The 25,258-nt window shown below is 55.0% G+C and carries 21 protein-coding genes; 11 read left to right on the top strand and 10 right to left on the bottom strand.

From position 1 onward, the window contains the following. The first annotated feature begins 432 nt into the window (after window positions 1-432). Both BUE18_RS25585 and BUE18_RS25575 read left to right on the top strand, forming a co-directional pair. Window positions 433-1,410, top strand: a complete 978-nt coding sequence (locus tag BUE18_RS25585; protein WP_170868468.1) for an omptin family outer membrane protease — start codon at window positions 433-435, stop codon at window positions 1,408-1,410. Window positions 1,411-1,882: 472 nt separating this feature from the next. Further along, window positions 1,883-2,632: a cytidylate kinase-like family protein gene (locus BUE18_RS25575; RefSeq protein WP_073478979.1), complete on the top strand. Its 750-nt coding sequence runs from the start codon at window positions 1,883-1,885 to the stop codon at window positions 2,630-2,632. A gap of 11 nt (window positions 2,633-2,643) precedes the next feature. Here BUE18_RS25575 and BUE18_RS25570 read toward each other — a convergent pair whose 3' ends face one another. Beyond that, the gene (locus BUE18_RS25570; RefSeq protein WP_073478978.1) at window positions 2,644-3,213 is read right to left on the bottom strand and encodes a YqgE/AlgH family protein; all 570 of its coding nucleotides are present in this window, start codon (window positions 3,211-3,213) and stop codon (window positions 2,644-2,646) included. Window positions 3,214-3,396: 183 nt separating this feature from the next. Here BUE18_RS25570 and BUE18_RS25565 point away from each other — a divergent pair, with 183 nt between their 5' ends. The 4 genes from BUE18_RS25565 to BUE18_RS25550 all read left to right on the top strand — a co-directional run bounded on the left by BUE18_RS25565 (window position 3,397) and on the right by BUE18_RS25550 (window position 6,813). Continuing rightward, on the top strand, window positions 3,397-4,410 hold the full coding sequence (locus BUE18_RS25565) for a potassium channel family protein (protein WP_073478983.1): 1,014 nt from the start codon (window positions 3,397-3,399) through the stop codon (window positions 4,408-4,410). Window positions 4,411-4,501: 91 nt separating this feature from the next. Next, entirely contained in the window at window positions 4,502-4,813 is a 312-nt protein-coding gene (locus BUE18_RS25560; RefSeq protein WP_015947785.1) for a carboxymuconolactone decarboxylase family protein, read from the top strand. A gap of 288 nt (window positions 4,814-5,101) precedes the next feature. After that, entirely contained in the window at window positions 5,102-5,440 is a 339-nt protein-coding gene (locus tag BUE18_RS25555) for a P-II family nitrogen regulator (protein ID WP_015947784.1), read from the top strand. 47 nt (window positions 5,441-5,487) lie between these two features. Beyond that, window positions 5,488-6,813, top strand: coding sequence for an ammonium transporter (locus BUE18_RS25550; RefSeq protein ID WP_073478977.1), 1,326 nt, complete (start codon window positions 5,488-5,490; stop codon window positions 6,811-6,813). A 756-nt stretch (window positions 6,814-7,569) separates the two neighbouring features. Here BUE18_RS25550 and BUE18_RS25545 read toward each other — a convergent pair. The 8 genes from BUE18_RS25545 to BUE18_RS25510 all read right to left on the bottom strand — a co-directional run bounded on the left by BUE18_RS25545 (window position 7,570) and on the right by BUE18_RS25510 (window position 16,292). Continuing rightward, window positions 7,570-9,024 (bottom strand): acetate--CoA ligase family protein, encoded by a 1,455-nt coding sequence (locus tag BUE18_RS25545; RefSeq protein WP_073478976.1) that lies wholly within the window; start codon window positions 9,022-9,024, stop codon window positions 7,570-7,572. A gap of 28 nt (window positions 9,025-9,052) precedes the next feature. Then, a complete protein-coding gene (locus BUE18_RS25540; protein ID WP_073478975.1) occupies window positions 9,053-9,487 on the bottom strand; it encodes a MarR family winged helix-turn-helix transcriptional regulator in 435 nt (144 codons plus the stop codon). 54 nt (window positions 9,488-9,541) lie between these two features. Beyond that, window positions 9,542-10,744, bottom strand: a complete 1,203-nt coding sequence (locus tag BUE18_RS25535) for an SWIM zinc finger family protein (RefSeq protein ID WP_073478974.1) — start codon at window positions 10,742-10,744, stop codon at window positions 9,542-9,544. 10 nt (window positions 10,745-10,754) lie between these two features. Then, window positions 10,755-13,448, bottom strand: coding sequence for a DEAD/DEAH box helicase (locus tag BUE18_RS25530; protein WP_073478973.1), 2,694 nt, complete (start codon window positions 13,446-13,448; stop codon window positions 10,755-10,757). Window positions 13,449-14,159: 711 nt separating this feature from the next. After that, window positions 14,160-14,297 carry a hypothetical protein gene (locus BUE18_RS28155; protein ID WP_157468128.1) on the bottom strand — a complete coding sequence of 46 codons (138 nt, stop codon included), beginning with the start codon at window positions 14,295-14,297 and terminating at the stop codon, window positions 14,160-14,162. 161 nt (window positions 14,298-14,458) lie between these two features. Next, on the bottom strand, window positions 14,459-15,379 hold the full coding sequence (locus BUE18_RS25520; RefSeq protein WP_073478971.1) for a DHH family phosphoesterase: 921 nt from the start codon (window positions 15,377-15,379) through the stop codon (window positions 14,459-14,461). Window positions 15,380-15,419: 40 nt separating this feature from the next. After that, window positions 15,420-15,650, bottom strand: coding sequence for a preprotein translocase subunit YajC (locus BUE18_RS25515; RefSeq protein WP_073478970.1), 231 nt, complete (start codon window positions 15,648-15,650; stop codon window positions 15,420-15,422). A gap of 231 nt (window positions 15,651-15,881) precedes the next feature. Then, window positions 15,882-16,292, bottom strand: a complete 411-nt coding sequence (locus tag BUE18_RS25510; RefSeq protein ID WP_073478969.1) for a hypothetical protein — start codon at window positions 16,290-16,292, stop codon at window positions 15,882-15,884. A gap of 309 nt (window positions 16,293-16,601) precedes the next feature. On the opposite strand from BUE18_RS25510, the gene BUE18_RS25505 reads away from it, so the two are divergent. From BUE18_RS25505 to BUE18_RS25485, 5 genes are all read left to right on the top strand, one after another. After that, a complete protein-coding gene (locus BUE18_RS25505; protein WP_083611292.1) occupies window positions 16,602-18,056 on the top strand; it encodes an acetyl-CoA carboxylase biotin carboxylase subunit in 1,455 nt (484 codons plus the stop codon). 38 nt (window positions 18,057-18,094) lie between these two features. Further along, complete coding sequence (locus BUE18_RS25500) at window positions 18,095-20,023, top strand: biotin/lipoyl-containing protein (RefSeq protein WP_073478968.1); 1,929 nt, start codon at window positions 18,095-18,097, stop codon at window positions 20,021-20,023. A 626-nt stretch (window positions 20,024-20,649) separates the two neighbouring features. Then, window positions 20,650-21,450, top strand: a complete 801-nt coding sequence (locus BUE18_RS25495; protein ID WP_073478967.1) for a dihydropteroate synthase — start codon at window positions 20,650-20,652, stop codon at window positions 21,448-21,450. A 164-nt stretch (window positions 21,451-21,614) separates the two neighbouring features. Beyond that, window positions 21,615-22,334 carry a L,D-transpeptidase family protein gene (locus BUE18_RS25490; RefSeq protein ID WP_073478966.1) on the top strand — a complete coding sequence of 240 codons (720 nt, stop codon included), beginning with the start codon at window positions 21,615-21,617 and terminating at the stop codon, window positions 22,332-22,334. Between the two features lie 139 nt (window positions 22,335-22,473). Next, the gene (locus BUE18_RS25485) at window positions 22,474-23,604 is read left to right on the top strand and encodes a (Fe-S)-binding protein (RefSeq protein ID WP_073478965.1); all 1,131 of its coding nucleotides are present in this window, start codon (window positions 22,474-22,476) and stop codon (window positions 23,602-23,604) included. Between the two features lie 284 nt (window positions 23,605-23,888). Here the strand turns inward: BUE18_RS25485 and zupT are convergent, their stop codons facing one another. Beyond that, window positions 23,889-24,785 carry a zinc transporter ZupT gene (gene zupT / locus BUE18_RS25480; protein ID WP_073478964.1) on the bottom strand — a complete coding sequence of 299 codons (897 nt, stop codon included), beginning with the start codon at window positions 24,783-24,785 and terminating at the stop codon, window positions 23,889-23,891. Window positions 24,786-25,258 lie beyond the last annotated feature (473 nt).

The raw sequence follows: 25,258 nt of genomic DNA, 5'->3' as shown, positions 1-25,258 counted from the left end.
GGATTGGCGGGCAAGGTCGTCAGGCACGCACGGGAGGTTATTCTGAAGGTGCGGCGCGGCGGCTATGGAGTGATGCGTGAGATACGACATCGAAGCTATGAGTTTTGTTATGGGTGACAAAAGCTGCGTTCAATGGTTTGCGGAAAAAAGACTTGGCAAAGGTCTGAGGGAGGGGTGCGGCCTTTTCCTTAAAAAGCAGGTTGAGGATTCTTCCCTGGCCATCCTGGAGGGGGCGATGAGTCCGCCGGACTCCTAAAAAAAGGGCTGAAACGCCCTGAAATGTTCAAACCACCCCTCCGGCAAATCCAATCGCGGATTTTGGGTTTACAAAGTTTATTGAACACCCGGACGGATTGGGGTATGATTATGCTTCATAACAAGACAATGTGCAGCATTTTCATACCCATATCCGAGAAATATGAAGGGGGTTCCATGAAAACTATCGCCCGCGGCGCTTTATGTTTTTTGTGCGTATTCCTTTTGGCTTGGCCGGCCCTGGCGGCTCGGCTCGATGTGGACGCCTCCTTGGGGGCGGGCTATGTCGCCGGGAAAAATCAATACGAAATCGGCGGGTCCGTAATCAGCAGCGACGGCCAGAACGAGTATTTCGACTTTCCCATCAGCCGTTTGGAGTTTCCCATCGACATGGGGTTCTTCTCCCTGGACGGCAATCTGAACATAACTCCAAAATGGGGCCTGTCCGCCTCCCTGCAGCGGAACTTCACCGATCCGGGCAGCGACATGAAGGATTCGGACTGGATTTTCGGCGGGTTCGGCGGCAATGACACCAAAGACATCTATTCCACCAGCAAGATGGATTGCGAAGCCTGGATTTTCGATATAAACACCCGGTATCGCTTTTTGGAGGCCGTCCACGGCCAGGGAACCGTCACCGGCCCCCGGCCCGGCAACGTCTATCGGCTGTTCGCAGGGCTGGGGTACATGTATCAGTCCTTTGCATACGATGTGTACGACCTGGACCAGTTTTATCCCCAGCTTCCCTCCATTCCCCATGACGTAATACCGGGGCCCGTCCTGGTTTACGACCTGACCTTTGACATTCCCTATCTCATGGCCGGCGGCGAGGCCGTCTACGGCGATTCCTGGTTCATCAGCCTGGAAGGACGGGCCACCTGGTTCACCCACGCCACGGACGACGACAGCCACCTGCTGCGAGACAAAGTCAGCTCCGTGGACTCCGACTGGGACGGAACCACCTACGCGGGCCGCCTGGAGGTCCGGTATAACTTCACCCCTCAGTGGTACTGCGCCTTTAAAGGCTCCTTGATGTATATCCGGGTGGACGCGCGCTCCAGCGCCTACCTGCCCGGGTACGCTCCTTACACCATTGATGAGGAGATTGAGAGCGATCAGGCCGCGATGTTTCTTTTCGGCGGGTATAATTTTTAACGGCCGGGCAATTAAGGCTTAAATTCAATATATTGTGCGGATTCTTTACTTCGGAGGCGCTGAAAAAACCCGGAAAAAGGATTGACACAGAGCTGCATCATGGTAATAATTATACCACAATGTGGTATAAGCCACCCCTCTTCTGGCTCCACATTGCCTGGATGTGGGACCCTGCTGGCCATGCATGGGTCCAGCGGCGCCGGAATCCTTCACTCCTCCAACCCAAGCGCGGGACTACGGCGCCGCCACACTCCAGTTTTTTTTTCTGAATCGCCTTCCCATACATTTCCGTCGCCTTGTAGATTGGCACATCCGTTGCATAATTTTTTATTGGTTTAGTGTTTCCTGCGCTGAGAATAGACCGATAAGATGCCCAATACCCGGACGCCGAGTCCAGGTGGATTCGGCGGATGCGGTTTTGCTGCTTCATGCCCATGTGCTTGAAGCGTCCCATCAGGCAAAGGAGGCGATCATGAGCAGATTTCAAATTGGCGGCGTGGATTACGACCCGGCCCAGTACGGAAAAAACAGGCCCGGCCGCATGATGTTGGTGGACCAGTACTTTAAGGCATGGGAATCCAGGCAATTGTACAAGGGGCCGCCCCAGGACCACCAGATTCCCCCCAATATTTGCCTTTCCCGCCAGGTGGGGGTGGGCGCTTTGGAGGTCGCCGATCTTCTGTCACAGGACCTGGGGTTGCCTGTTGTGGACAAAATGATCCTGGATATCATTTGTGAGTCAAAGCAACTGACTGAAAAAACGGTTCAAATTTTTGATGAGCGCCGCCCGGGGCTGTCTATGGAGCTTTCGTCCTGGCTGTTTGGGGAAAAGTCTTTTATTTCAGGAGACTACTCCAGGGAACTGCTTAGGGCCGTGGCTGCGATCGCAGGATTGGGGCCTAACATCTTTCTGGGCCGGGGGGCGCATTTACTGCTGCCCAGACAACGCACCCTGGCTGTGCGGCTGGTGGGGTCCAGGGAGCACCGATCCCGCAGGATCGCCCAAATCATGGAAAGGGAGCTTGTGACCGAGGATGCCGTCAAAGCTCTGGAACGTTTTGATCGGGAGCAGCAGGGTTTTTTCAAGAAGATGTTCGGGAAAAAGGAAATGACCATGGAGGAGTTCGACCTGGTCGTCAATCGGGAGCAGTTTCCCCAAGCCTCCTCCGTAACGGCGATCATCAAGACCGCCTATACGGAGAAGTTCAAAGACGAGAGTTGATTTTTCCACGCCTATGCGTGGCCGGCGACTCCGCTGAGGAGGTTGAGGTCCACCCCAATGCTTTTTGCGGCCTTTTCCCAGCGCTCCTCCAAAGGCGTGCGGAAAAGCAGGTCGTCGTTGCCGGGGCAGGTGAGCCAGGAGTTTTCCGCCAGTTCGGCTTCCAACTGTCCCGGCGCCCAGCCCGCACAGCCCAGGAATATCATGCAGGGATCAGGCCCGACTCCCGAAGCAATGGCCTGAAGAATGTCCATGGAATTGCTCATGGCCACCGTGTCTGAAATCTGAAGGCTGGCCTTCCATTCCATGGGACGCCCGTGGAGCACGAACACGTATCCCTGGTGAACGGGGCCGCCTATGTGCACCGCCTGGTTTTCAGCCGCTTTTACGGCGGGCATGTCCATTTGGTCGAACAGAGTCTTGCCGGTTACAGAGTCAAAAGATTGGTTAATTACCAAACCAAAGGCCCCATCCTGGTTATGAACGCAGATATACGTAACGGACAGGGCGAAGTTGGGGTCGTTTAACGCTGGCATGGCTATAAGAAATTGGCCTGCCAAAGATTCCTGAATAATATGCGCCATAAATGCTCGACCTCCTGGAAACGAGCGTAAAATCCATATTCCTCAGGGTAATTCCATGCCGGACTCTTGTCAAGGTCGGCGGCGCCCGGCCCAGGCCGGATGGGCGGCGCCGCTTTTGCTTGCATTTTCCTTTTCTTGAGATACAATGGAGAAAACCGTTCAAAAAACAAGAGAAATCGGTCCATGGGCATACAGCAGCGACTCCAATATGTGGTGTTCATAATTTTCCTCATCGTCCTGGGAGGAAGTCTGGGATACTATATTCTATTTGAAGGGGAGCCTGCATTCCTGGATTGCGTGTATATGACCATTATTTCCCTGACCAGCGTGGGATACGGGGAAGTGCTGCCGGTAACGGGAAATCCCTACGCGGAAGTGTTCACCATATTCCTCATCACCTTTGGGCTGGGAATCATCATGTACGGCATCAGTACGCTCACCGCCGTGATCGTGGAAGGGGAGTTTTCCGGGATTCTCAGGAGAAAAAGCATGGAAAAGCGGATCGCCAAACTGGACAACCATTACATCGTATGCGGGGGAGGGCAGACCGGCCGCCACGTGCTGGCGGAGCTTACGAAAAACAACGAGAAGGTGGTGGTTATTGAAATGGACGAGGGGAAAATCACCCAGTGCCAAAGCACGGTGGAGGACCTCCTGTTCATCCAGGGAGACGCCACGGACGACAATAACCTGCTGCTGGCGGGCATAGAACGCGCCCTGGGCATCGTCATCGCCCTGCCCAACAACAAGGACAACCTATACGTCACCATGACGGCCCGCATGCTGAACGCACGCATCCGCATCATCAGCCGGATGGTGGATTCCAGCATAGAGCCCAAACTAAGAAAGGCCGGCGCCAACAGCGTGGTCTCTCCCAATTTCATCGGCGGCATGCGCATGGCCTCCGAAATGATACGGCCGGCGGCCGTGAGCTTTCTGGACAAAATGCTCCGCACCGGCGACCGGACCCTGCGCATCCACGAGGTCACCATCTCGGAGCACTCCCCCCTGGTGGGGAAAACCATCCGGAGCGCAGGCCTTAAGGAAAAATACGGGCTGCTGGTTTTGGGCGCCCGCAAACCGGGGGGCTTTGACATCGAGTTCAATCCGCACGCAGCCATGGAGTTGACCCAGGGCGCCACCCTGGTGGTCATGGGGGAGGTTGCGAACATAGCCAAGGTCCGGGAGCTTGCCTAAGCGGGCGCTTGCCGGGTTTTGACGTTTTGGTAACTTCTTTATTCGCATCCCTTTTCAGGCCCGTTTTTCAGGCCGCCGCAAGGAGGTTGACATGTATCTTCCCGAACTCTTCAAATCCTTTTCCGAAAAATATCCGGAAATTTCCCAACTCCACGAAAAACTGGCCGCCGAGTGCCTGGCGTCAGGCCCCATGGACCCCAAGACAAGGCATTTGGTCAAGTTGGGCGTCGCCATCGGGACCGGATCCCGGGGCGGAGTCATGTCCCAGACCCGTAAGGCCCTCAAGGAAGGCGCCACGGCCGAAGAAGTCTCCCAGGCCGCCTTGCTGGCTTTGACCAGCGTGGGCTTCTCCCAGATGATGGCGGCCATGAGCTGGATTTGGGAAGTTTTGGAAAAGAAGTGACGCCTTGTATGTTTTGGGCGGCGTCCGGGCGCCGCCCTGCGGGATTTAAGGCCTAATTACAGGCAGTGAACTGTTTCGCAATAATTTTACAAAAATGTATTGACTTTTTATTTGAAATACAAAATTGTAGTAAATATTTATTTTTTTCTCCTTGCCGCTTGCCCCTCCTGAAAATTTTTTCTCCCTAAATTCCAGCATGTTAACTCCCAAATAAAATTTTTTTCAGCTCCTGGCACAAGCCTTGCCATTACAGAAGGCGGCACACACACTCACGAAAGGAGTTGGGAAATGAAAAAAATTGAAGCCATCATCAAACCATTCAGACTGGACGAACTTAAAAAAGGACTCTCGGATATGGGAGTCAAAGGCATGACCATCACTGAGGTGAAAGGTTTCGGCAGGCAAAAGGGCCATTCCGAGATCTATAGAGGCGCGGAATACGCTGTGGACTTTGTGCCCAAGGTCAAGGTGGAAGTCGTCATCCAGGCCGAAATGGTGGAGCAGTGCATCCAGACTATCTTGGAAACAACCAAAACCGGAGAAATCGGCGACGGAAAAATATTTGTCATGCCTGTCGAGCAGGTGCTTCGCATCCGCACAGGCGAAACGGGAACAGAGGCTATCTGATCCTGAGTACTTGCGCAGAAAAGACTTTAACCCATAAGGAGAAAAAAATGAAAAAAGCCATTTACACACTCATCTTCGGGATAGCCGCCTCTTACGCCATGGCCGACGACGCCGTTCCCACCGTTGCAACCAATGCAGACGCCATTGCACTGGTGCAGACGCACGCCAACTTTTTGTGGACCCTGGTGGCCGCCGCCCTGGTCTTTTTCATGCAGGCCGGCTTCGCCATGGTTGAAGCCGGTTTCACCCGCGCCAAGAACGCGGTTAACATTATGATGAAAAACCTCATGGACTTTTCCATGGGCACCTTCTTTTTCTGGGCCATCGGCTTTGGCCTGATGTTCGGGGCCAGCAGCACCGGCTGGTTCGGAACCACAGGCTTTTTCCTGTCCGATTGGAACCCTGTTGACGGCGATCCCTGGGTATTGGCCTTCTGGATGTTCCAGGTCGTGTTCGCCGCCACCGCCGCCACCATCGTTTCCGGGGCCATGGCGGAACGCACCAAGTTCGTCGGCTACCTGGCGTACAGCGCAATATTGAGCGCTCTCATTTACCCCATTTTCGGCTCCTGGGCCTGGGGAAGCCTTCTGAACGGCAGCGGCTGGCTGGAAGGCATGGGCTTCATTGACTTCGCCGGCTCCACGGTCGTCCACTCCATCGGCGGCTGGGTCGCTCTGGCCGGCGCCATCGTAGTCGGCCCCCGTTTGGGCAAATTCGACAAAGACGGAAAAGCCCGCGCCATCCCCGGCCACAACATGCCTCTGGCGGCTCTCGGCGTTTTCATCCTGTGGCTCGGATGGTTCGGTTTCAACCCCGGCTCCACCACCACGGCTGACACTTCCATCGCCATGATCTTCGTCAACACAAACCTGTCCGCCGCTCTCGGCGCCATCGCCGCCATGATCACCGCATGGGTCATGTTCGGCAAACCCGACATTAGCATGTCCCTCAACGGCGCCCTGGCCGGCCTGGTCGGCATCACCGCCGGCTGCGCAAACGTAACCCCCGGCAGCTCCATCATCATCGGCATCGTCTCCGGCATCCTGGTGGTCTTCTCCGTCGTCTTCTTCGACAAAATCAAAGTGGACGACCCGGTCGGCGCAGTGTCCGTGCACGGCGTCTGCGGCGCCTGGGGAACCCTGGCCGCCGGCATCTTCGACATGGGCGGCTTCAGCGCCAGCGTCGTGGGCGTGCAGCTGGTCGGCATTCTGGCCTGCTTTGTATGGGCCTTCGGCTGCGGCTTCATCATGTTCAAAATCATCTCCATGACCATCGGCCTCCGCGTCACTCCCGAAGAGGAAATGGAAGGCCTGGACTACGGCGAACACGGCGGAACCGCTTACCCCGATTTCCAGAAAGCCTCTCACATGTAATCCTTAAACCAGTGCGACCCCCTGGGGAGGCGAAAGCCTCCCCGATAGTGAACAAGCCCTGCCTGACTCTCTCCTCCAGGCAGGGCTTGACCTTTTTAGGGCCAAGGAAATCCCCCCGGCGCGCCTGCCTAAAGTCCGGCCCTTAATCCAATAACCCAAATAGGCCCCAATCAAGGCGCAGGTTGGATAGAGCTTGCGAAACCCAATAACCAAGGACGAAAACAAGTTTTACCGCCTGATGTTTCACCATACCGGCATGTATTGAGCCAGGAGCTTTTTTGTTGGGTTCGAAGTCCTAAATCCGCTGAGGCTGAATGTGGCCTGGAAGCCGGACTTCTTAACCCAACCTACGATTCGTCTATAAAAGCAGTAGGTTGGGTAGAGTTTGCAGAGCCTTTTCCATAAAGGTTGGCCCTTATTGCTCCGGGAGCAATGCTCAAAGCCAAAAGCATGTTAACGAAACCCAACAAAACCGATCCCACTTGCCTTTAACATACGGGGTCTCCCCGGACTATCTCCACCCCGCAGGAGATGTCATGCACTTTTAGGTCTTGATTCAACAGCACGGAATTGAACGTAGCCTAATTGTTTTGAGCCGTGGCGAGAGGCATTTGAAATGCAGAAAAATAGTCAAAAGAAAATTTATTAAAAAATACATTTTTGTATAATTTTGATATTGGACCCGAATTCCTAAAAAAATAAGCTAAGTACCCTATAAATGGAAAGAGTTCTTAATTAGATTCCAAATTCGGCCCTTCAGGCTTCCAGCCTGGCTTTGAACTCCACATATTGCACCATGGCGGATAGAACCGCCGCCGCGCGTTCCGGCGAGGAAAAGATGGGGCAGCCCTGCTTGCGCAGCATGGAGGGAAAAGGCTCCTCCAGCCCCCGGAAAGTGAAGCCCACCATGGGCTTGCCGTATTCCCTCAACAGATTTCCCGCATCCTGGGCAAAGGATTCCAGGAATTCCACGGCCATTTTCTCCGCTTCCGCTTCTTCCACGCCCGAACTGATCAAAGGCCTCTTAATTGCCTGAAGGGGCGTGAGGTAATAGGTGAGGAGCATATCAATATTGGGGTCTTCCAGGAGCGCCTTGGGGATGGCGTGCCAGAAATCCCTGGGGTTTCTGGCGAAGGTGATATCAATAGGATTGTTGGCGCTGGCCGTGCCGGGGAGCAGGTCTTTCAGCTTCTCCAGGGTCTCGGGAGAAAGGGAGGGCAAGGTCAGGCCGGCGCGTCCGCAGCAGTCCGCAGCCGTGGCGCCCGGGCCGCCTGAATTGGTTTGGATGGCCGTGTTTTTGCCTTTGGGCAGGGGCAGACAGCCCAGGGCCCAGGCAAAGTCGAACAACTCCACAATGGAGGAGGCCCTGATGATGCCGCATTGGCGGAACATGCCGTCGTACAGGGCGTCGGGGCCGGCCATGGTTCCGGTGTGGGAGAAGGTGGCCCGTTTGCCGGTTTCGCTGCCTCCCACGTAAATGGCCACAATAGGTTTGCGTGGGACGATGGCCTTGGCCGTTTCCATAAACTCCCGGCCCCGGACGATTCCCTCCACATACAGGGCGATCACTTTCGTATCCGGGCTGGCGCCCAAATACTCCAGACAGTCCACCAGGTCGATGTTGGCGCCGTTTCCCACGGAAAAGGCCGTGGAAAATCCCTGATCCATGCGATCCAGATAGTTGAACATCTGCGTGACGAAGCTGCCGCTTTGGGAAGCCAGGCCGATAAATCCGGGCTTGCTGTTGTCCGCCAAAAAGGTGGTGTTCAGCTTGGCGCTTGAGTTGGTGACGCCGATGCAATTAGGGCCGATAAACCGGATTCCATATTTTTCGGCGATCCGCACCAGCTCCTTTTCCCGCTCAATGCCTTCCCCGCCAACCTCCTTGAATCCGGCGGTTACGCAGATGACGTTTTTGATCCCCTTTTTTCCGCAAGCCTCCATGGCTTCCAAAACCACCCGCGTGGGGATGACCATAATGGCCAGGTCCGGCGCGCAGGGCAATTCCTCCACGGTTTTATAGGCCTTGTATCCCTGAACCACCTCGTCCCGGGGATGGACCGGGTAAAGCTCCCCTTCAAACCCCCGCTTGATGATGGAGTCGAAGCAATTGGCGCCCATGGCCCCGAAACTGTTGGATGCGCCCAAAAATGCAATGCTTTTGGGATTGACAATTTTGTATAAAGGGCTTTCCGTAATGGATTCAATCATGACCGGGTATGTCTCCAATCCATATAATTCAAAATTCCAGATTGCGGATTACTTTAAGGGCGTCCACCAGGGTTTTCAAGACGTCCTCGCCCAGGGCCTCTTCCACCGTGCTTTCCAGGTGGCGGACGATTTCCATGGCGGGGGCGATCACCTTGATGGCTTTATCCGTGACGTTGATGATGTTTTTTCGGGCGTCATTGGGGTCGGGCACGGCGGTGACGAATCCCGTTTCCGTCAAACGATGGATCATGGAAACCGCGGCGGCCTTGCCGATTCCCGCGCGGGCGGCGAATTCGCCCAAGCTCAGGTTTTTTTTGCGGAAAAGGATGCCTAAGGCGTTGGCCTGCGCGCCGGTCAGCCCCATGGGCTCCAACTCGCGATTGTAGTAGGAGATCAGGTTGCGGGCGGCCTGAAAGGTCAGCAAGGCCAAAAAATATTTCGGGTGGGGATATTCCTCTTCCATGGAACGTTTGTTAGCAAACGAAGTTGAAAATGGCAAGCAAAAACGCGGGGCCGCTTAGTCGATTCTAATGGACTCCTTATAATCTCTGAATAACTTTTTTCGCGCCTCCTCCCGGGAGAGTCCCTTGACGATGTTCCACGATTCAAGGTTTCTTTTATGCATGGCGATACGCTCTTTTTTTTGCTCCCAACTCCGGATGGTAGTCCCACTCACGTGCATGATAAGGGCAAATTCCTTCGGGCTCATCCTGAGTTTTTCCCTGCAGGCGGCGATATCCTTGCCGGTGGGACTCCCGGGAGGCGCCTTCTTAGATTTTTTAAACTTTCTTTTTCCGGCCTTGGTCCTTTGCTCCCTCAGCAAGTCCTGAAGCTCGCGGCTTTTCTTTTCCCGCCTGGTTTCATGGAGGGCGGGCTGCTTTTTGTTTCCTGCGGGGCCTTTTTCAACAGCATTCAAAGGCCCGGTTTTGGGAGGGGCCGCCTTTTTTATTCGGGCCGTTGGCTGGGGCCGGCGTATTTTTCGGGGGCGGCCAGGCTTGATGTCTTCGCTGACTTCGATTCCGAATATATCCTCCAGGTCGTTTTGGGAGATGCGTTTGCGGCCGCTACTGCCCTTTCCGGCGCCGCCAATCAGTTTGGCCTGGGCGTCAATCAACTCCATGTGGTCCACGCCCCGGAGCAGAAAGAGCAGCTCGGGGCTTTCGTCCAGCCTGGCGCCCACGCCGTACATGACGGCGGCTACATGCTTGCACATGACGGCCCAATCCGGGCAGGTGCAGTCCAGGCGGATTTCCTTGGCCAATGGAAAGAGGCCTTCCTGCCGGTCGGTCACTACTTTCATGACGTTTTCGGACAGTTTGCCCTGGAGCAATTCAATAAGGGAGCCGATTTGCCCCGAGCATTGGTTTTTAAGCGCTTTCCATTTTTTCGGGGAAAGGGTCTTGATGTAAATCAGCACCGTATACAGCCGGGTTCCCGCAACCTTTGCGAAGATTTCGCCTTTGCGGATTTCCAGGTGCACCACGGCGCCGTGCTTCACGTAGGAGCGCCCCCGGGGCAGGCGGTTGGAATAATCGCTGAAAGACTGGATGTGGTCGCACCAGGCTTTTCCCCAAAAAGTGTAGGCGATGGCGCGTCCCGTGATTTCTATGGGCTGGACCTTTTTCCCCTGTTTTTGCAGCGCCCGGAGTTTTTCCTGCGCCTCCTCCCTTTGTTGGGCGACGGGTACGTATGGGGCCCACCTGAAACGTCTGCGGCTCATGCAATTTCTCCTATAGGCCCGCCTGATTAATGTCCAAGGCCACGATTTTCAGCAAGTCCTCATCGCTCATTTCCGTTAAGACGGCTTCTCCGCCGGCTTTCAAAACCCCTTCGGCCAGGCCGATTTTTTCTTCAATCAGGGCGTCTATCTTCTCCTCCAGGGTGCCCCGGCAGACAAACTTGTGAACCAGTACATTTTTGTGCTGCCCTATGCGAAAGGCCCTGTCCGTGGCTTGGTTTTCCACAGCCGGGTTCCACCATCGATCAAAATGGATGACGTGGGAAGCCTCGGTCAGGTTCAGCCCCGTGCCTCCGGCTTTAAGGGACAGGACGAAGAACGGAGGCCCGTCCTCGCGTTGGAACACGTCCACCAGGTTTTTCCGCTTTTTCACCGGCGTTCCGCCATGAAGGATCAGGCCTTCCCTGCCGAAGATCTCAGAAAGATAGGCTGCCAGGGGGTCGGTCATTTCCCGGAACTGGGTGAATATCAGGGCCTTTTCCTGCCGGGAGGCGATTTCCTCGCAGAGTTCCTTCAAACGCAGGAACTTTCCGCTTTTGTTGGGGCTGTACTCGCCGTCTCCTGCAAACTGGCTGGGGTGGTTGCATATCTGCTTGAAACGCATGAGATAGGATAATACAATTCCCCGGCGCTCAATGCCTTCGGCCGTCTCAATGCTTTTGGCCAATTCCCGGACCGATCTGGCGTACAGGGCGGCCTGCTTTTTAGCCAGTCCGCAATAAGCCTTGACCTCGGTTTTGTCCGGCAGGTCGGCTATGATGTTTTTGTCCGTCTTAAGGCGGCGCAAAACATAGGGGTTTACAAGGTTTCTTAACGGCTTGTACTGGTCTTTACTTCTTTTTTCCAGGCCCTTGGAGAATTTCTTGAACTTGGCGGAGGAGCCCAAAAGCCCCGGACAAAGAAAATCGAATAAAGACCATAAATCCGTGAGGCGGTTTTCCACCGGAGTTCCCGTCAGGGCGATTCTGGCGTCTGCTTTCAACATTTTTACTGTTCGGGTTTGTTTGGTCGCCGGATTTTTAATGGCCTGGGCCTCGTCCAGTATAACCAGGCTCCAATCAACGTCCAAAAGCCAGGATTGGCGCATGAGCATGCCATAGGTGGTCAGGACCATGTCAGCGCCTTTAAGATGCTCGGCCGGGGCGGCGCCCATTTGCTCCATGGTTGCTTTGTTCGCCTCGGAGGAGTGGACGAACACGGCCTTTAAGCCGGGGGTGAAGCGCTCCATCTCCGACTTCCAATTGGCCAGGAGCGAGGCGGGAAGCACCAGTAAGGCGGGTTTGGACAGACTCTTGCCCGTTTTCAGGCTTGCAAGCAGAGACAAAACCTGGATGGTTTTCCCAAGCCCCATGTCGTCGGCCAGGCAGGCGCCCAATCCCAGTTGACTGAGAAACCATAGCCAGTTGCGGCCCGTTTCCTGATATGGCCTCAGTTCTCCCTGAAAGCCCGATCCGCGCCCCGGGATTGTCAAACCCTGAGGATTCCTGAGGTCGGCCAGGGCCCTGGATAGCCATTTCCCCGCATCAACATGGGACCATTCCGAATCCTCCCGGCCCCCATCCTCCGGCTCCAAGTCCACAGGCGCCCCGGCCAGAAGGCGCATGCCCTCGATGAACGAAATTCCGTCCCTTCCGGCTTTTGCCTCCACCTGCTTCCAGTGTTCCAGAGTCTGAGCCAGCTTATCCCTGTCCACCTCCACCCATTGGCCTTTGATCAGCACAAGGCCGTCATCCGATTCCATGAGCCTGCGCCATTCATCCTGGGTCAGCTTTTGCCCTTCCAGGCTCAAGTCGACCCGGAAGTCCAGCATGGCGTCAATTCCCAGCACGCTCCTTTTCTTTTCGCCCACCGTAACGCTGACCCGGGGGCGCGGGCGCCTTTTCCACCAATCAGGAAGCCTGACCAAAAGGCCGCTCTCCTCAAGGCCGGGAGTGTTCTGCAAAAGCATGTAGGCTTCCGCGGCGGTAAGCGCCAGGGGATGGTAAATATCTCCGGTTTCCACAAGCTCCCGGACGAATTCCACCCTTTTCGACGCCTGATGCACGGGCTCCAAAAGGCGGATAAGGGCCTGTTTGTTCCGCTTTCCCGCATACTCCTGCAAGGCCTTTCCCAAAGGCCTGTATTGCACCCCGCCCCCGGCGGAAAGGCGCGGAGCATAGGTGGCCAGCAGCGCAAAGGGATAGTCGGGATCTTTTTTGTTTTCCGCAATATGAAAGCACACTCTGCCAACCTGCCTCCACAAGGGGGCGTTCGCTTTAAGCCACGGGTTCAGGCCCTCGCCTTTTTCCTCAATGTCCTCCCTGACCCACGCATCCAGTTTGTCCCACAGGGTAAGCAAGACATGATAGGACAGGTACTCTCCGCCGGGCATGGGCGGGGCCGAGTCGAGCATGCCGCCCAATTGGCCGTCATCAGGGGGCGGAATGGGAGGCATGGCCGACTCCATGGACTCGGGAGTGCGGCAAAGCAAGGTGAGGTATCGGCCGGAAAAGTCCCGCCAAAAGGTAAATGCAGGCGGGATGGGGCCGTCCGGCCGAATCGCGGCCAAGGCGAACAATCCCTGGGCCTCGGAGGAAGCAAAAGCATCTATAACCTTTTTGCTCCAAGGCTCAGGCAAGGGCCATTGGTCGTCGATTTCCTGAAGGGATAATCGGCCGGAAGGGGATATGGCTAAGGTGTATGACATAATAGAAGCGGCTTTCGATTAGGCGTTTAAAGCCAGCACAAATAAAAAAACAACAGATGTAATGCGTTTAGTTTATGAATCATAAGATGACCCATCCGAATTTCATTGTTAAATTACAGCATTGCCGAAAATTCCTCAAGGATGATTATGAATTCCTTGGCAAAGAGCGTTATTCGCAGTGTGTAAATGCTTGCCAGGACTCCATGGCCCTTCCTTCCCTCAATTCCGAGCTGACATATCGGGACTCCAGGGGCTTGGCCTTGGTTTTTATGGCCGCCCGGGAAAAAGCATCCTGGCAAGCCCTCTAAGTGGGTGGGCAGCCCAGGCAGAGCCGTATCCTGCCTGGATCGCAAAGCGGCATGTTGTTCGGCCGAAAAAAATCGTGGATGGCCTGCAAATTGTCCCAACCGGCCGCGTGTCCAATGCCTTTAACCAAAGGCATTTTCAACCGCCCCACCTGCTTTTTTTCTTAAAATAACCCCCATCCAAACCAAAATCATCCAAAAATAATATATGATTTCAATATATTAAAAAGTTAGTTCCTTAATAGGACGTCCCCAAGAAACATAAAGGGGGAAATCAACAAAACAGGGGAGCGAACGGTCGTTTTATTTTTGTGGTGAAGTCAAGCGGTTGCACTCAGGGGAGTGCTTCGGGTGGGGGGGATGCCGACCTCCGCAGGCCGGGGAGGCGCGGCGCTAAAAACAGCCCTTAACGTTTGGGCGCGGGCAGCCTTTTGGCGGTTTTGCTGTTTTCCGGAATCATGGCGTAGGCCATGGCGAACGGCACGGCCGCGATGGAAATGGCCGTCAGAGTGAATGCCAGCATCAGTTCTAAAATGGTTTTCATAAACTCCTCCTTGAGCTTAACGCCCCCTCCATGGGGAACGCCGGGTTCAAAATATATAAAAAAATAATGCTTCTTATGGGTTATGCAAGGCCCCCTGCAATAACAAGGAGGAAAACCGCAGCCGGTTTTCCTCCTTGATCTTGTTCTTATCAAAGGGCGTTTTATCCGTCCTGGTTCATTTGGGCGATAAGGTCCTCCAAAATCGCGTCCGCCTTGTCAATGGGCACCTGGCAGGTTCCCACTTTTTCGTGGCCGCCGCCGCCGTGTTTCAGGCAGAGGGAGCCCACATTGGTCTTGGACGTCCGATTGATGATGGAATGCCCGCAGGTCATGACGATGTTCTGGCGCTGGAATCCCCAAATCACCTGGATGGAAATGTTTTGCTCCGGGAACATGCTGTAGATGAGGAACCGGTTGCCCGTATAAATTTCCTCCTGATCCCTAAGATCCAGGACGATCACGTTGCCGCGAACCGTCGCTTTTTCCTCGATCATTCCCCGGAACAGGGCGTCCTGCTCGAAGTAGCGCATGGTCCTTTCCTGGACGTCGGGAATTTCCAGAATTTCGTCAATGCTTTTACTCCGGCAATAATCGATCATGTCCAGCATCAGGGCGTAATTGCTGATGCGGTAATCGTGATACCTGCCGAGGCCGGTGCGCGGGTCCATGACAAAGGAAAGAAGCACCCAACCGCTTGGGTTGAGAATCTCGTCGGCGGTGAAATCGGCCGAGTCCGCTTTGTCCACGGCTGCAATCAATTCGTCGAAATGAGGATCGGAGAATTTTTCCTTGCCCCCGTAATAGTCGTAAATCACCCGGGCTGCGCTGGGGGCGTCTGGATCGCATCTTCCTTCAAATTCTCCGTGGAGCTTTCTTTCCTCTTCGCTGGAATGATGGTCGAACCACATGCCGCATCCGGGGACATAAGGAATGTTCGCCAGGATGTCGTCCGAGGTCACTTGCACCAGTCCGTCCTGGATGTCTTTGGGGTGGACGAATTTGATGTCGTCCATCATACCCACTTCCTTCAGCAAAACGGCGCATCCCAGGCCGTCGAAATCCGAGCGGGTTAAAATTCTCATGGCGTATCCTCCTTGGCATTCCATATGCTATTTTAATAAGTCAATCGTTGGCGTGGTCGTGTTGCCTTTCCGGAGCGGTTGCCGGGTCCTCTGATTCTTCCAGGGGATGGCAATCGCAATCCATGTCTCCGCATTGGTCGCAGACATAGGTCGGCCCCTTTTGCTCCCTGGCTTTTACGCCCGCTTTGAGCCGGGGTCTGATGAAAAAGAAATAGGCTATTGCAACAATGATTGCAAACAAAACGCTTTTATACTGCCAAATCAGATCCACGGCGATAACCTTTCCGGACGATCTTAGCGTCGTAATGTTAAGACTGTACAATGAGAACAATAAAAAGAGGCCTGCGATGTCGCAACGCCTCAAAAGGCTTAGAAGAGTGTATAGTACGATGAGGGTTTACCGCATGTCAATCCGGTTTTACGGAAACAGGATGCACTTGTCCGTGCGCCCTGCAGGGAGGATTCGGAAGGATAAATCGGGTGATAAACCATTGCGGTTCAATTAAAAAATGCCGTGATCCTGTGTGGCCGTCATGCCCCTGGGCACGAAAAAATCCCTGGCGCCGGGCTTGAACAAAAAGAATAAGATAATCGCGAATACTCCGGTCACGGGAAGCAGCAGGCCGTTGCCCGGAAGGCTGAAGAATGACCACCCCAGAAAAACCGCGCCGTAGGCCAGGCACATGTACCGGGTCCAATTGGCGCCGCCCAGCATGAACATTCCGGAGAAAAGGGAGATTCCCGCCGATGCAAAGGCCAGGATGTAAAAAAGTTCCGGGGGCAGATTGGCCAGGGTGTATTCCTTGAGGCCTGGCGCTGTGGGCATAACCAGCACGGTCAAAAAAGCAATGTTCAATCCAATGACAATGAGCGTCCATGCAATGATTGTGATTGATAAAGGGCGCCTTTTCATGGTCCTTACCTCCTTCCCCAGCGCCGGTTTGTTTGACTGCCGTCATGGCGTAGCCGCTGGGAGCCACAATATGTGTCTACAAGAGCTTGCATAAGATGTAAATGAAGCCTTTCACAGCAAAAACACGAGAAATATCACATTGAAAATGGGAAGCATTTCACAGGCTGAGCGGCTGCCTGAATTACGGGATTGTACGGGCGAACAGATTTTGCTTTTGCGGATTGAATAATACTGTGCTACAATCAAAGGTTCCTTCGGCCGGTTTTGTAGTGTGGCTAAGGCCGAAAATCCAAAGAGAAGGAGAATCGCGTGAACACAATTCCCCCCATTGAAAAAGTGCTTGTAGCAAACCGCGGCGAGATTGCCATCCGGTTGTGCCGCGGCGTTCAGGAAGAAGGGAAAAGGGCGGTGGCGATCTACGAATCCCCCGACGCAGAAAGCCGCCATCTCCGCATCGCCGACGAGGCTGTGTGGATAGGCCCCGGCCCCCGCAAGGATTATCTGGACATTGACCGCATTATTTGGGCTGCGCGAAAGAGCGGCGCCCAGGCCGTGCATCCCGGCTATGGGTTTTTGGCGGAAAACCCCCAATTCGCCGCCGCCTGCGAAGAAGCAGGGCTGATTTTCATAGGACCTTCCGCAGCCACCATTCAGGACCTGGGAGATAAGACCATATCACGCCGTCTGGCGGAAGAGGCGGGACTGCCCACCATTCCCGGCAGCGGCATTCTCCCCCCCGGCGGCGACGGCAAGCGCGCCGCCGTGGAATTCGGCGCCAAATACGGATACCCCGTCATGCTCAAGGCGGTTGCCGGAGGCGGAGGCCGGGGCATCCGCAAGGTGGATTCGGAAAAGGAGCTGCTAAGCCAGATTGAAATCGCCAAGAATGAAGCCGTTTCCGCTTTCGGCGACGGCCGCCTGTATCTGGAAAAAGGGATCGTCAACCCCCGCCATATCGAAGTGCAGATTCTGGGCGACCAGCATGGAAACGTCATCCACATGGGCGGCAGGAACTGCTCCATCCAGCGCAGGCACCAGAAGCTGGTGGAAATCGCCCCCAGCCTGCTGGACCCGGCCCTGGAGGAAAAAATCTGCCAGTCGGCCATCCAGTACGCCAAACACGTGGGCTACGTCAACGCAGGGACCGTGGAGTTTCTGGTGGACTCGGACGACAGCTTTTATTTTCTGGAAATCAACACCCGCCTCCAGGTGGAGCATACCGTGACCGAAGTGGTCACCGGAATAGACATTGTCCGCCGCATGATTCGCGTGGCAGAGGGCAAAAAGCTGGACGTGACCCAGGACGAGGTTTTCTGCCGGGGATTCGCCATTGAAATGCGCATCAACGCCGAAGACCCCAAGCAGGATTTCGCCCCAGAAAGCGGCAAGCACGTGGCCGTGTACAACTCCCCCGGCGGCCCCGGCATCCGTTTGGACGGCATGGCCTATCAGGGCTACACCATTCCCACGGAATACGACTCCCTGCTGGTCAAGCTCACGGTGTACGGCTTCCGTTGGGAAGAGGCGGTCTCCCGCCTGTCCCGGGCCTTGAAGAACTACCGGATCGTGGGCCCCAAGACCACCATCCCGTTCTACCGTAAGCTGGTGCTGGAGCCGGAATTCGCCTCCGGGTCTTTTGACACCGGATACCTGGAGCGCCATCCCGAGCTGTACGATTACAGCGACCAGGAAGCCCAGGAAGCCAAGGTGGCCAAGCTGCTTTCCGCCATTCATTATCACGGAAAGAACATTTTCGCCGAATAACAGGCCCGGCAGGCCTTAGCATATATAAAGGAGATGATATGTCTATTCGCATCACTCCGGGCTCGGACGTCAAAGAGGCTTTAAAAGCCATACGCGGCTCCGATTCCTATTTTGTCACCAATACGGCAAGGGACTTGTCCCAGTCGGATTTTAAAAACCGCATCCTGGCGCATACGGACATCCTGGTCGCTCCCGAAAGGGAGGCGGCCGGATATTTCTCCCTGGAAATCACGGGCGGCGCCTCGGTGCACGTGGACATGCTCCGCAAGCAGATCAATCCCTTTGAGCGGCTGCAGCTTCTGCGAAGCCTCATGCCCAACACCATGTTTCAGACCCTGTGCCGCGGCGTCAATCTCTTCGGATACAGGCCCTATCCGGAAAACGTCCTCAGGCTCACGGTCAAGGAATTCGCCAAATACGTGGAAGTCTGGCGGGTTTTCGACTTTTTGAACCACGTTCCCAACATGATTCCCGTGTTCGAGGAAGTCCAGAGGGCGGGCAAGTTCCTGGAAGCCACGGTGTGCTTCTCCACCGGCCCGGAGCATACGGACGAGTTTTACGTGAAGAAAGTGGGTGAAATCCTGGACGTCACCGGTCCGGACATTCTGCTGGCCCTGAAAAACCATTCAGGCCTGGGAACTCCCCAGCGCATCGGCCAGTTGGTTTCCTCGCTGCTGGACGCCTACCCGGACCTGATCATCCACTACCACGGCCATAATACGGACGGGAACGACATAGGCCGAATCATAGCGGCCGTCCAGGCCGGCGCGAAAATCATCGACGCCGCCGACCACGCCATGACCGGTTTCTTCGGCCCGCCCCCGCTCCTGACCGTCCTGGATTTGCTGGACGACATGGGGTACAAGGCAGAAGGCATAAACCGGGACGCCGTGATCGCAACCTCGGACAAGCTCAAGCAGGAGCGTCCGGCTTACGCCGTGTTCGAGTCCCAGTTCAAGGGCTTCGACCCCACGGTCCACACCCACAAACTGCCCGGCGGCGCCATGGGCTCCAGCTTTGAGCAGGCGGTCAAGGGCGGGTTCCTGGGCCGTATGAACGAAATCCTCATGAAGGAGCTGCCCCGGGTCCACAAGGAACTGGGCAATTACTGGAGCGTCACCCCGGGATCCCAGATCCTCTGGACCACGGCGGTTACGCACACGCTTTCCGGCAAACGCTACGTAAACGCCTCCGAGGACTTGAAGCGTCTGCTTCTGGAGCGCTACGGGCCCTTCCCCTTTTACAGGCCGGCGGACGATATTTATGAAGCCGCCTTCGGCCCTGACTGGAAAACCATTGTGGAGCGGGATTCCGGCATCGAGGAATGCCCGCCCGTGGATCTGGAGGCCGAACAGGCCGAATTGGAAAAGGCTTTGGGCCGCCCGGCGGACATTGAGGAACTGGTTTTGTATCTCCAGCATCCCCGGGACGCGGTGAACTTCCTCAAGTTCGAGGAGGAGTACGGCAAGACCTACGTGCTGCCTCCGTCCGTATGGCTGCGCCAGGGCGGGTTCGATGCGGAGGAGGTGGTGACCTTCGCCGACCACACGGGCAAGCACCACTCCATCACCTTTGCCAGCACTCAGGAGTTGCAGGACGGCAGCCAGTTGAACTACCTGTACGTGGACCATCATCTGGAGCCCTTCCATCATTACCCGGAAGCCTCCCAGGGGCAGGCGGGGCCGAAGAAGGAGCTTACCCAGGCGGAAATCGCTTCCCTGGCTGAAATGGGAGAGGTGCGCGCCCCCATGACCGGGGTGGTGGCCCAGATTTCCCTGGAAGTGGATCAGAAAATTTCCGAGGGAGATACTCTTTTGGTCCTGGAAGCCATGAAAATGCTCAATTCATTGGATGCGGCCATCGCCGGCGTGGTGTCGGAAGTCGCTGTGACCGAAGGGCAGCAGGTGGCCAAGGGCGATCTGCTGGTCCGGGTGCGTCCCTTGAGAAGCAAGGACGCCTCCGAATAACAGCCATAGACTAAAAAAGCCCCGGAAGGCGCGGCCTTCCGGGGCTTTTTGCTTTTTGTCTCAAAGGTATAGAGCTATTTAGAGGATTTCTTCTCCTCCAGGCTCTTCTGGCAAATCCGCACTCCCGTCATGGCGTCCCTGGCCTAAAAATCCGTCCCCGCATTTCGGTTATTGAGGTGATCGGTCCGGATCTCGCTTCTTAAAAAAGCCAAAGAAGCTAAGGTAATTGCCGAAGCCGTCAAAGCACTCATTCACGGCGTCGATTCACCGGGACTTGGCGGCTTCCCTCGGGTTCCTGACAACGGCAAAGAGTCCAGGAGTGTTTATTCGTTCATGAAGCCGGGCCGAAAAAATCGCCCGAAAAGCGGTGCACGTGGAATTGGCCGACGATTCCAGCGTCAACAGCGTTTTCGTGAAAGCCATGCGCTTCTAATCAACCCCGTATTTTTAAGGCGCGGACGGTGTCGGATTTCGGAAGACATGAACTTATCTCTGCATAGCGGGCATACTTGTCGAGCACGACGCCTGAGATAAGTATCGTGTCCCCTCGAAATCATAAAACGGCGCCTCGGTAATCGCGCCGGGAATTTTAAATCCTTAAAAAGGAACAGGAGAAGTTTACCCTTATGAAGATAATCGGCGAAAAAATAAATGGAACCAGGAAATCCGTGGACCAAGCCATCAAGGAGAAAGACGCGGAATTCATCGCAGCCTTGGCGAAAGCCCAGGTGGAGGCCGGAGCAAACCTTCTGGACGTGAACGTGGGCTCGGCGCCCGATACGGAAACCGAAGACCTGATCTGGCTGGTAGGCGTGGTCCAGGACGCCGTGGACTGCCAGCTTTGCCTGGACAGCTCCCGGCCCGAGCCATTGAAAGCCGCCCTGGAAAAGGTCAATCAAAAGCCCATGATCAATTCCATATCCGGCGAGCCCAAGCGCCTGGAGGAAATTCTTCCCCTGGCCGCCGCCAATGACTGTGAGTTGATCGCCCTGGCCCTGGACGAAGGGGGCATTCCCAAGACGGCCGACGCCCGCATGGAGGTGGTCCGGAAAATGATCGCCCGCACCCGGGAGAGCGGCCTGGCTGACGAAAGGCTTTACATCGATCCCCTGGTGTTGTCCATCGCCACCGACATCCAGGCCGGAAACATCACCCTGGAGGTCATCCGCCGCATTCGGGAGGAGTTCCCGGAGGCCCATATCACCATGGGCCTCAGCAACGTGTCTTTCGGCCTGCCAAAACGCATGTTGATTAACCGCACCTTCCTGACCCTGGCTTATGCGGCGGGAATGGATTCGGCCATTGTGGATCCCACGGAAGTTTCCATGCGGGAGGCGATCCTGACCGTTAAAATGCTCCTGGGTGAAGACCGCTTCTGCCGCAATTACACCCGCATGATGCAAGCCGCTGCAGCGGCAAAAAAATAAACGCTCAACCTTCCATTCCTTCAACAGAGGCCGGGGGCGGACCTTCAAGCCGCTCCCGGCTTTTTCGTTTTGACTCCCTGTTCCATTTTCGTTGATCTCTGTATTTTTGGCTGTTTTAATGCTAAAAAAGGCTGTAATCGTACATTTAAGGAGGGGATTGGAACATGAAACGGTTGCTGCTCTTTTTCACTATTTTTCTGTCCATTTTTCAAAGCACGGCGTTTGCACAGGAAGTTCCTTCCAGCGCCCGCTCCAAAGAGGTCATAGCGCGGGTTGCGCCGGATTTGAAAAAGGAATTCGCCCAGGCGGGCCTCACCTGGGGCTCTCCCGTGTTCATGCGCATATTTAAAAAAGAAAAGCGCCTGGAGGTTTGGGTTTTAAACGAAAAGCAGTTTCATCTCTTCAAGTCATACAAAGTATGCACCTACGGCCTTCGCGGCCTTGGCCCCAAACTGGAGGAAGGGGACTGGAGGGCGCCCGAAGGATTTTATTTTGTCCCTCCCGGCATGATGAATCCTTCCAGCAGATATCACCTTGCCTTCAATATCGGATATCCCAACAAATACGACCGGGTTCACGGAAGAACCGGCGGCCTGATCATGGTCCACGGCTCTTGCGTGTCCATAGGGTGCTACGCCATGCGGGATAAACGCATTGAGGAAATTTACACCATTGCAGACGCAGCCCTCAGAAACGGCCAGCCATTTTTCCGGGTGCACATCTTCCCCTTTGAAATGACGGAAAAAAATATGAAAAAGTACCAGGACGACGACTGGTTTGAATTTTGGCAAAATTTAAAACAGGGTTATGACCTGTTTGAGAAAAGCAAAATCCCTCCCGACGCGGACGTCAAAAACGGCAAGTATGTATTCACCCCGATGTAAAACCTGCGCTATGGGCTCATGGAGAAATTCGGAATTAGTATTTGCACGATCGGATGAATTTGTGTAAGATGCCCCATTCTCTTCAACCGTCCAGTTTCTTGTTTTCATATAATCATCATAAATAATTTGGGGAGGGATCATGGCCAGTAAATCCTATATTGACGCTTTCATCCCTGCAGGCAAAGACCAGGACGCCTGCATCAACTGCGGAATCTGCCTGCAAAAATGCCCGGTGATGCAAATGGGCAAGGAGGAGTCCAAGGCGGAAATCAAACGCCTGCTTAACGGCGAGCCGCCGGAGCGGGTATTGAACGAGTGCACCTTTTGCATGACCTGCAACCACTACTGCCCCCAGGAGCTAAAGCCCTACGCGCTCATCATGGAGAGGATGAACGCCAAAAACCGGGAGGGCGGCAGGGACGTTCCTGCGGGCGTGAAGTACATGTTCACGGGCGACTCGGATTCCGGCTATTTTCTGGATCAATATAAAAAGGCGCCGGAAGCGCATCAGGCCATTCTGGACAAATGGACCGAGGTTCCGGAAAAATCCCGCGACACCCTGTTCATAGGTTGTTTCGGCAGAACCATCCCCCATACCATAGAATACTCCAAGGCCTTGTCCAGCCTGGCGAAATACGCCCCGCGCAATGCCTGCTGCGGGGAAATCCCCTACCGGTTCGGCGATTACGACGCCTTTACCCGGACCGTGGATCGCACCTACGGCATGCTGTCTCAACTGGATACCGAGCGTCTGATCTGCTATTGCGGCTCATGCTCCAATTTTTACGGAAACATGTGGCCCGCCTATCACGGCGTGGAGTTGCCGTTTCAGGTCATTTCCATTTGGGAATGGCTGTGGGAAAAGGTTCAGGCCGGAGAGTTGAAATTTACAAACAAATTGGAGGGAACCGCGGCCATTAACGATTCCTGCTACAGCAGCGAATTGGGAGAGTCTTTTTATGACGCGGTTTACGGGCTGCATGAGGCCGCTGGGCTGACCTTAGTCGACCCGGCCAATACCAGGCAGGATTCCCTGTGCTGCGGCTTCGCCAGCGGATTTCGGAACAATTGGGATCACTCCCAGGCGGCCCAGGAAACCCAAAAGCGGGTGGATCAGCTCAAGGCCACCGAGGCGCCGAACGTTTATTGCTACTGCCCGGGATGCTACGCCGCCCTGGCCCCCCACGGCAAAAAGAACGGCATGAGAATCCATTTTTCCATCAACCGGATTCTTCAAGCCTTGGGCGACGAACCGCCTGCAAAGAACTGAGGCCGAATCGCTTCTGCCAAGGAGTAAATAACCATCTTGGCTTCCTGTTGGGTTTTGCAAGCTCTGCCCAATCTACGATTTATCCATAAAAAGAGTAGGTTGGGTAGAGTGAGGCAAGATCTGCCCATTGGTGACAGCAGATTTTTCTCTTTGGGGTATGCCGAAGCCAAAATAGTGCACACGAAACCCAACATAGGGCCTAAACCCGGCGGAACTGATGGTTAGTTGATTAATCAGGGATGTCCCCACAAAAAGCGGAACCCTTGGTTGGCCGGGATTCTCTGTTACTTCATCAGCAGCAGGCTGAGAGCCATAACCAACATGCCGGCTATCAAACCGAAGAGGCTGTCGTGGCCCTTGCCGTAAGCCCGGCTTGTGGGCAGCAACTCATCGAGGCTGATGTAAACCATGATGCCGGCCACGCCGCCGAACAAAACGCCCATGACTTCCGGGGGAATGACGGCTGCGCCGCCTCCAAGGATGAACCGGATCGCTGCATAGGCGATGAGCGCCCCAACCGGTTCGGCCAATCCACTAAGGGCGGAGTATACAAAGGCCTTCTTGCGGTTGCCCGTGGCGTAGTAGATAGGCACGGAGACGCTGATTCCTTCCGGGATGTTGTGCAGGGCGATAGCGACGGCAATGGCGGCCCCCACGCTGGGGTCCTGAAGCGCCGCCAGGAAGGTGGCCAGTCCTTCCGGGAAGTTGTGAATTCCGATGGCCAGGGCGGTGAAGAGTCCCATGCGCAGCATCTTGTGATGCGCACCATGATCGTGTGCGCCCGGGGCTTCTGCGTTCGCTTCCGCCAGCGCCCCGAATTCCGGTGCAGGCGCCGAAGGATCGCGCAGGGGGCGAGTCTCGGCTTCCGAGTGGATTTCGTGCGGATTCTCGGCGGCCGGTATCAGGAAATCGATCAGCCCTATCAGAAGCATTCCGCCGAAGAACGAGCCGGCGTTGACCCAGTGCGCCCCGACTTCGCCGAAACGCCCAATCAGAGATTCAACCCCCTTGAAGAATATTTCCACAAAGGATACGTACAGCATTACGCCTGCGGAGAATCCCGTCGCGACTGACAAGAAGCGGTAGTTCGTTCTCTTGGCCGTAAATGCGATGATGCTTCCGATGGCTGTGGCCATTCCTGCGAACAGCGTTAGTCCAAACGCTATCCATACTTCTCCCATGCGATTCTTCTCCTATGGGCCAATCATTATTGGAGACGTCTTTGCATAATCGGCTAACTATTCTTGAGTCCATACCAAACCAACGGTCGCGCAGCCTATAAAGGGATCAAATCCATGGGTTCCTGGGTATGTTGGACAAACATCAGATATTTCATTTTTCAGGCCCCTCTATGAGGGCTTGCCCAACCAATAAAACACCCCCAAACGTCAAACGTAGATTTGATAATCATAAGAGGCGCCTACCCTTTTTGTTTATTGCGGGTAAGCCGCAATGGTAGGATGGAGTTGCACAAAACCATTCACCCCAAAAAGAGGAGACGCCCAATGAAATTGTACACGGGAATTGATCTGCATTCAAACAATAATTACATGGGGATTATGGATCACCGCGGCAAAAAGGTTTTCTCCAGGAAAAACACCAATGACAGCGAAGCTGTCCTGGAAGCCCTGGCCCCTTACCAGGACGCCATGGA

The organism is Desulfatibacillum alkenivorans DSM 16219, assembly GCF_900142135.1.
In the GTDB taxonomy this organism is placed as follows: domain Bacteria; phylum Desulfobacterota; class Desulfobacteria; order Desulfobacterales; family Desulfatibacillaceae; genus Desulfatibacillum; species Desulfatibacillum alkenivorans.
This window is presented reverse-complemented; position numbering and strand designations above follow the sequence as displayed.

What these genes read in the sequence shown, in the direction of transcription:
- BUE18_RS25585 (WP_170868468.1), top strand. Translation starts at nt 433, where the DNA reads ATGAAAACTATCGCCCGCGGCGCTTTATGTTTTTTGTGCGTATTCCTT.
- BUE18_RS25575 (WP_073478979.1), top strand. Translation starts at nt 1,883, where the DNA reads ATGAGCAGATTTCAAATTGGCGGCGTGGATTACGACCCGGCCCAGTAC.
- BUE18_RS25570 (WP_073478978.1), bottom strand. Translation starts at nt 3,213, where the DNA reads ATGGCGCATATTATTCAGGAATCTTTGGCAGGCCAATTTCTTATAGCC.
- BUE18_RS25565 (WP_073478983.1), top strand. Translation starts at nt 3,397, where the DNA reads ATGGGCATACAGCAGCGACTCCAATATGTGGTGTTCATAATTTTCCTC.
- BUE18_RS25560 (WP_015947785.1), top strand. Translation starts at nt 4,502, where the DNA reads ATGTATCTTCCCGAACTCTTCAAATCCTTTTCCGAAAAATATCCGGAA.
- BUE18_RS25555 (WP_015947784.1), top strand. Translation starts at nt 5,102, where the DNA reads ATGAAAAAAATTGAAGCCATCATCAAACCATTCAGACTGGACGAACTT.
- BUE18_RS25550 (WP_073478977.1), top strand. Translation starts at nt 5,488, where the DNA reads ATGAAAAAAGCCATTTACACACTCATCTTCGGGATAGCCGCCTCTTAC.
- BUE18_RS25545 (WP_073478976.1), bottom strand. Translation starts at nt 9,024, where the DNA reads ATGATTGAATCCATTACGGAAAGCCCTTTATACAAAATTGTCAATCCC.
- BUE18_RS25540 (WP_073478975.1), bottom strand. Translation starts at nt 9,487, where the DNA reads ATGGAAGAGGAATATCCCCACCCGAAATATTTTTTGGCCTTGCTGACC.
- BUE18_RS25535 (WP_073478974.1), bottom strand. Translation starts at nt 10,744, where the DNA reads ATGAGCCGCAGACGTTTCAGGTGGGCCCCATACGTACCCGTCGCCCAA.
- BUE18_RS25530 (WP_073478973.1), bottom strand. Translation starts at nt 13,448, where the DNA reads ATGTCATACACCTTAGCCATATCCCCTTCCGGCCGATTATCCCTTCAG.
- BUE18_RS28155 (WP_157468128.1), bottom strand. Translation starts at nt 14,297, where the DNA reads ATGAAAACCATTTTAGAACTGATGCTGGCATTCACTCTGACGGCCATT.
- BUE18_RS25520 (WP_073478971.1), bottom strand. Translation starts at nt 15,379, where the DNA reads ATGAGAATTTTAACCCGCTCGGATTTCGACGGCCTGGGATGCGCCGTT.
- BUE18_RS25510 (WP_073478969.1), bottom strand. Translation starts at nt 16,292, where the DNA reads ATGAAAAGGCGCCCTTTATCAATCACAATCATTGCATGGACGCTCATT.
- BUE18_RS25500 (WP_073478968.1), top strand. Translation starts at nt 18,095, where the DNA reads ATGTCTATTCGCATCACTCCGGGCTCGGACGTCAAAGAGGCTTTAAAA.
- BUE18_RS25495 (WP_073478967.1), top strand. Translation starts at nt 20,650, where the DNA reads ATGAAGATAATCGGCGAAAAAATAAATGGAACCAGGAAATCCGTGGAC.
- BUE18_RS25490 (WP_073478966.1), top strand. Translation starts at nt 21,615, where the DNA reads ATGAAACGGTTGCTGCTCTTTTTCACTATTTTTCTGTCCATTTTTCAA.
- BUE18_RS25485 (WP_073478965.1), top strand. Translation starts at nt 22,474, where the DNA reads ATGGCCAGTAAATCCTATATTGACGCTTTCATCCCTGCAGGCAAAGAC.
- zupT (WP_073478964.1), bottom strand. Translation starts at nt 24,785, where the DNA reads ATGGGAGAAGTATGGATAGCGTTTGGACTAACGCTGTTCGCAGGAATG.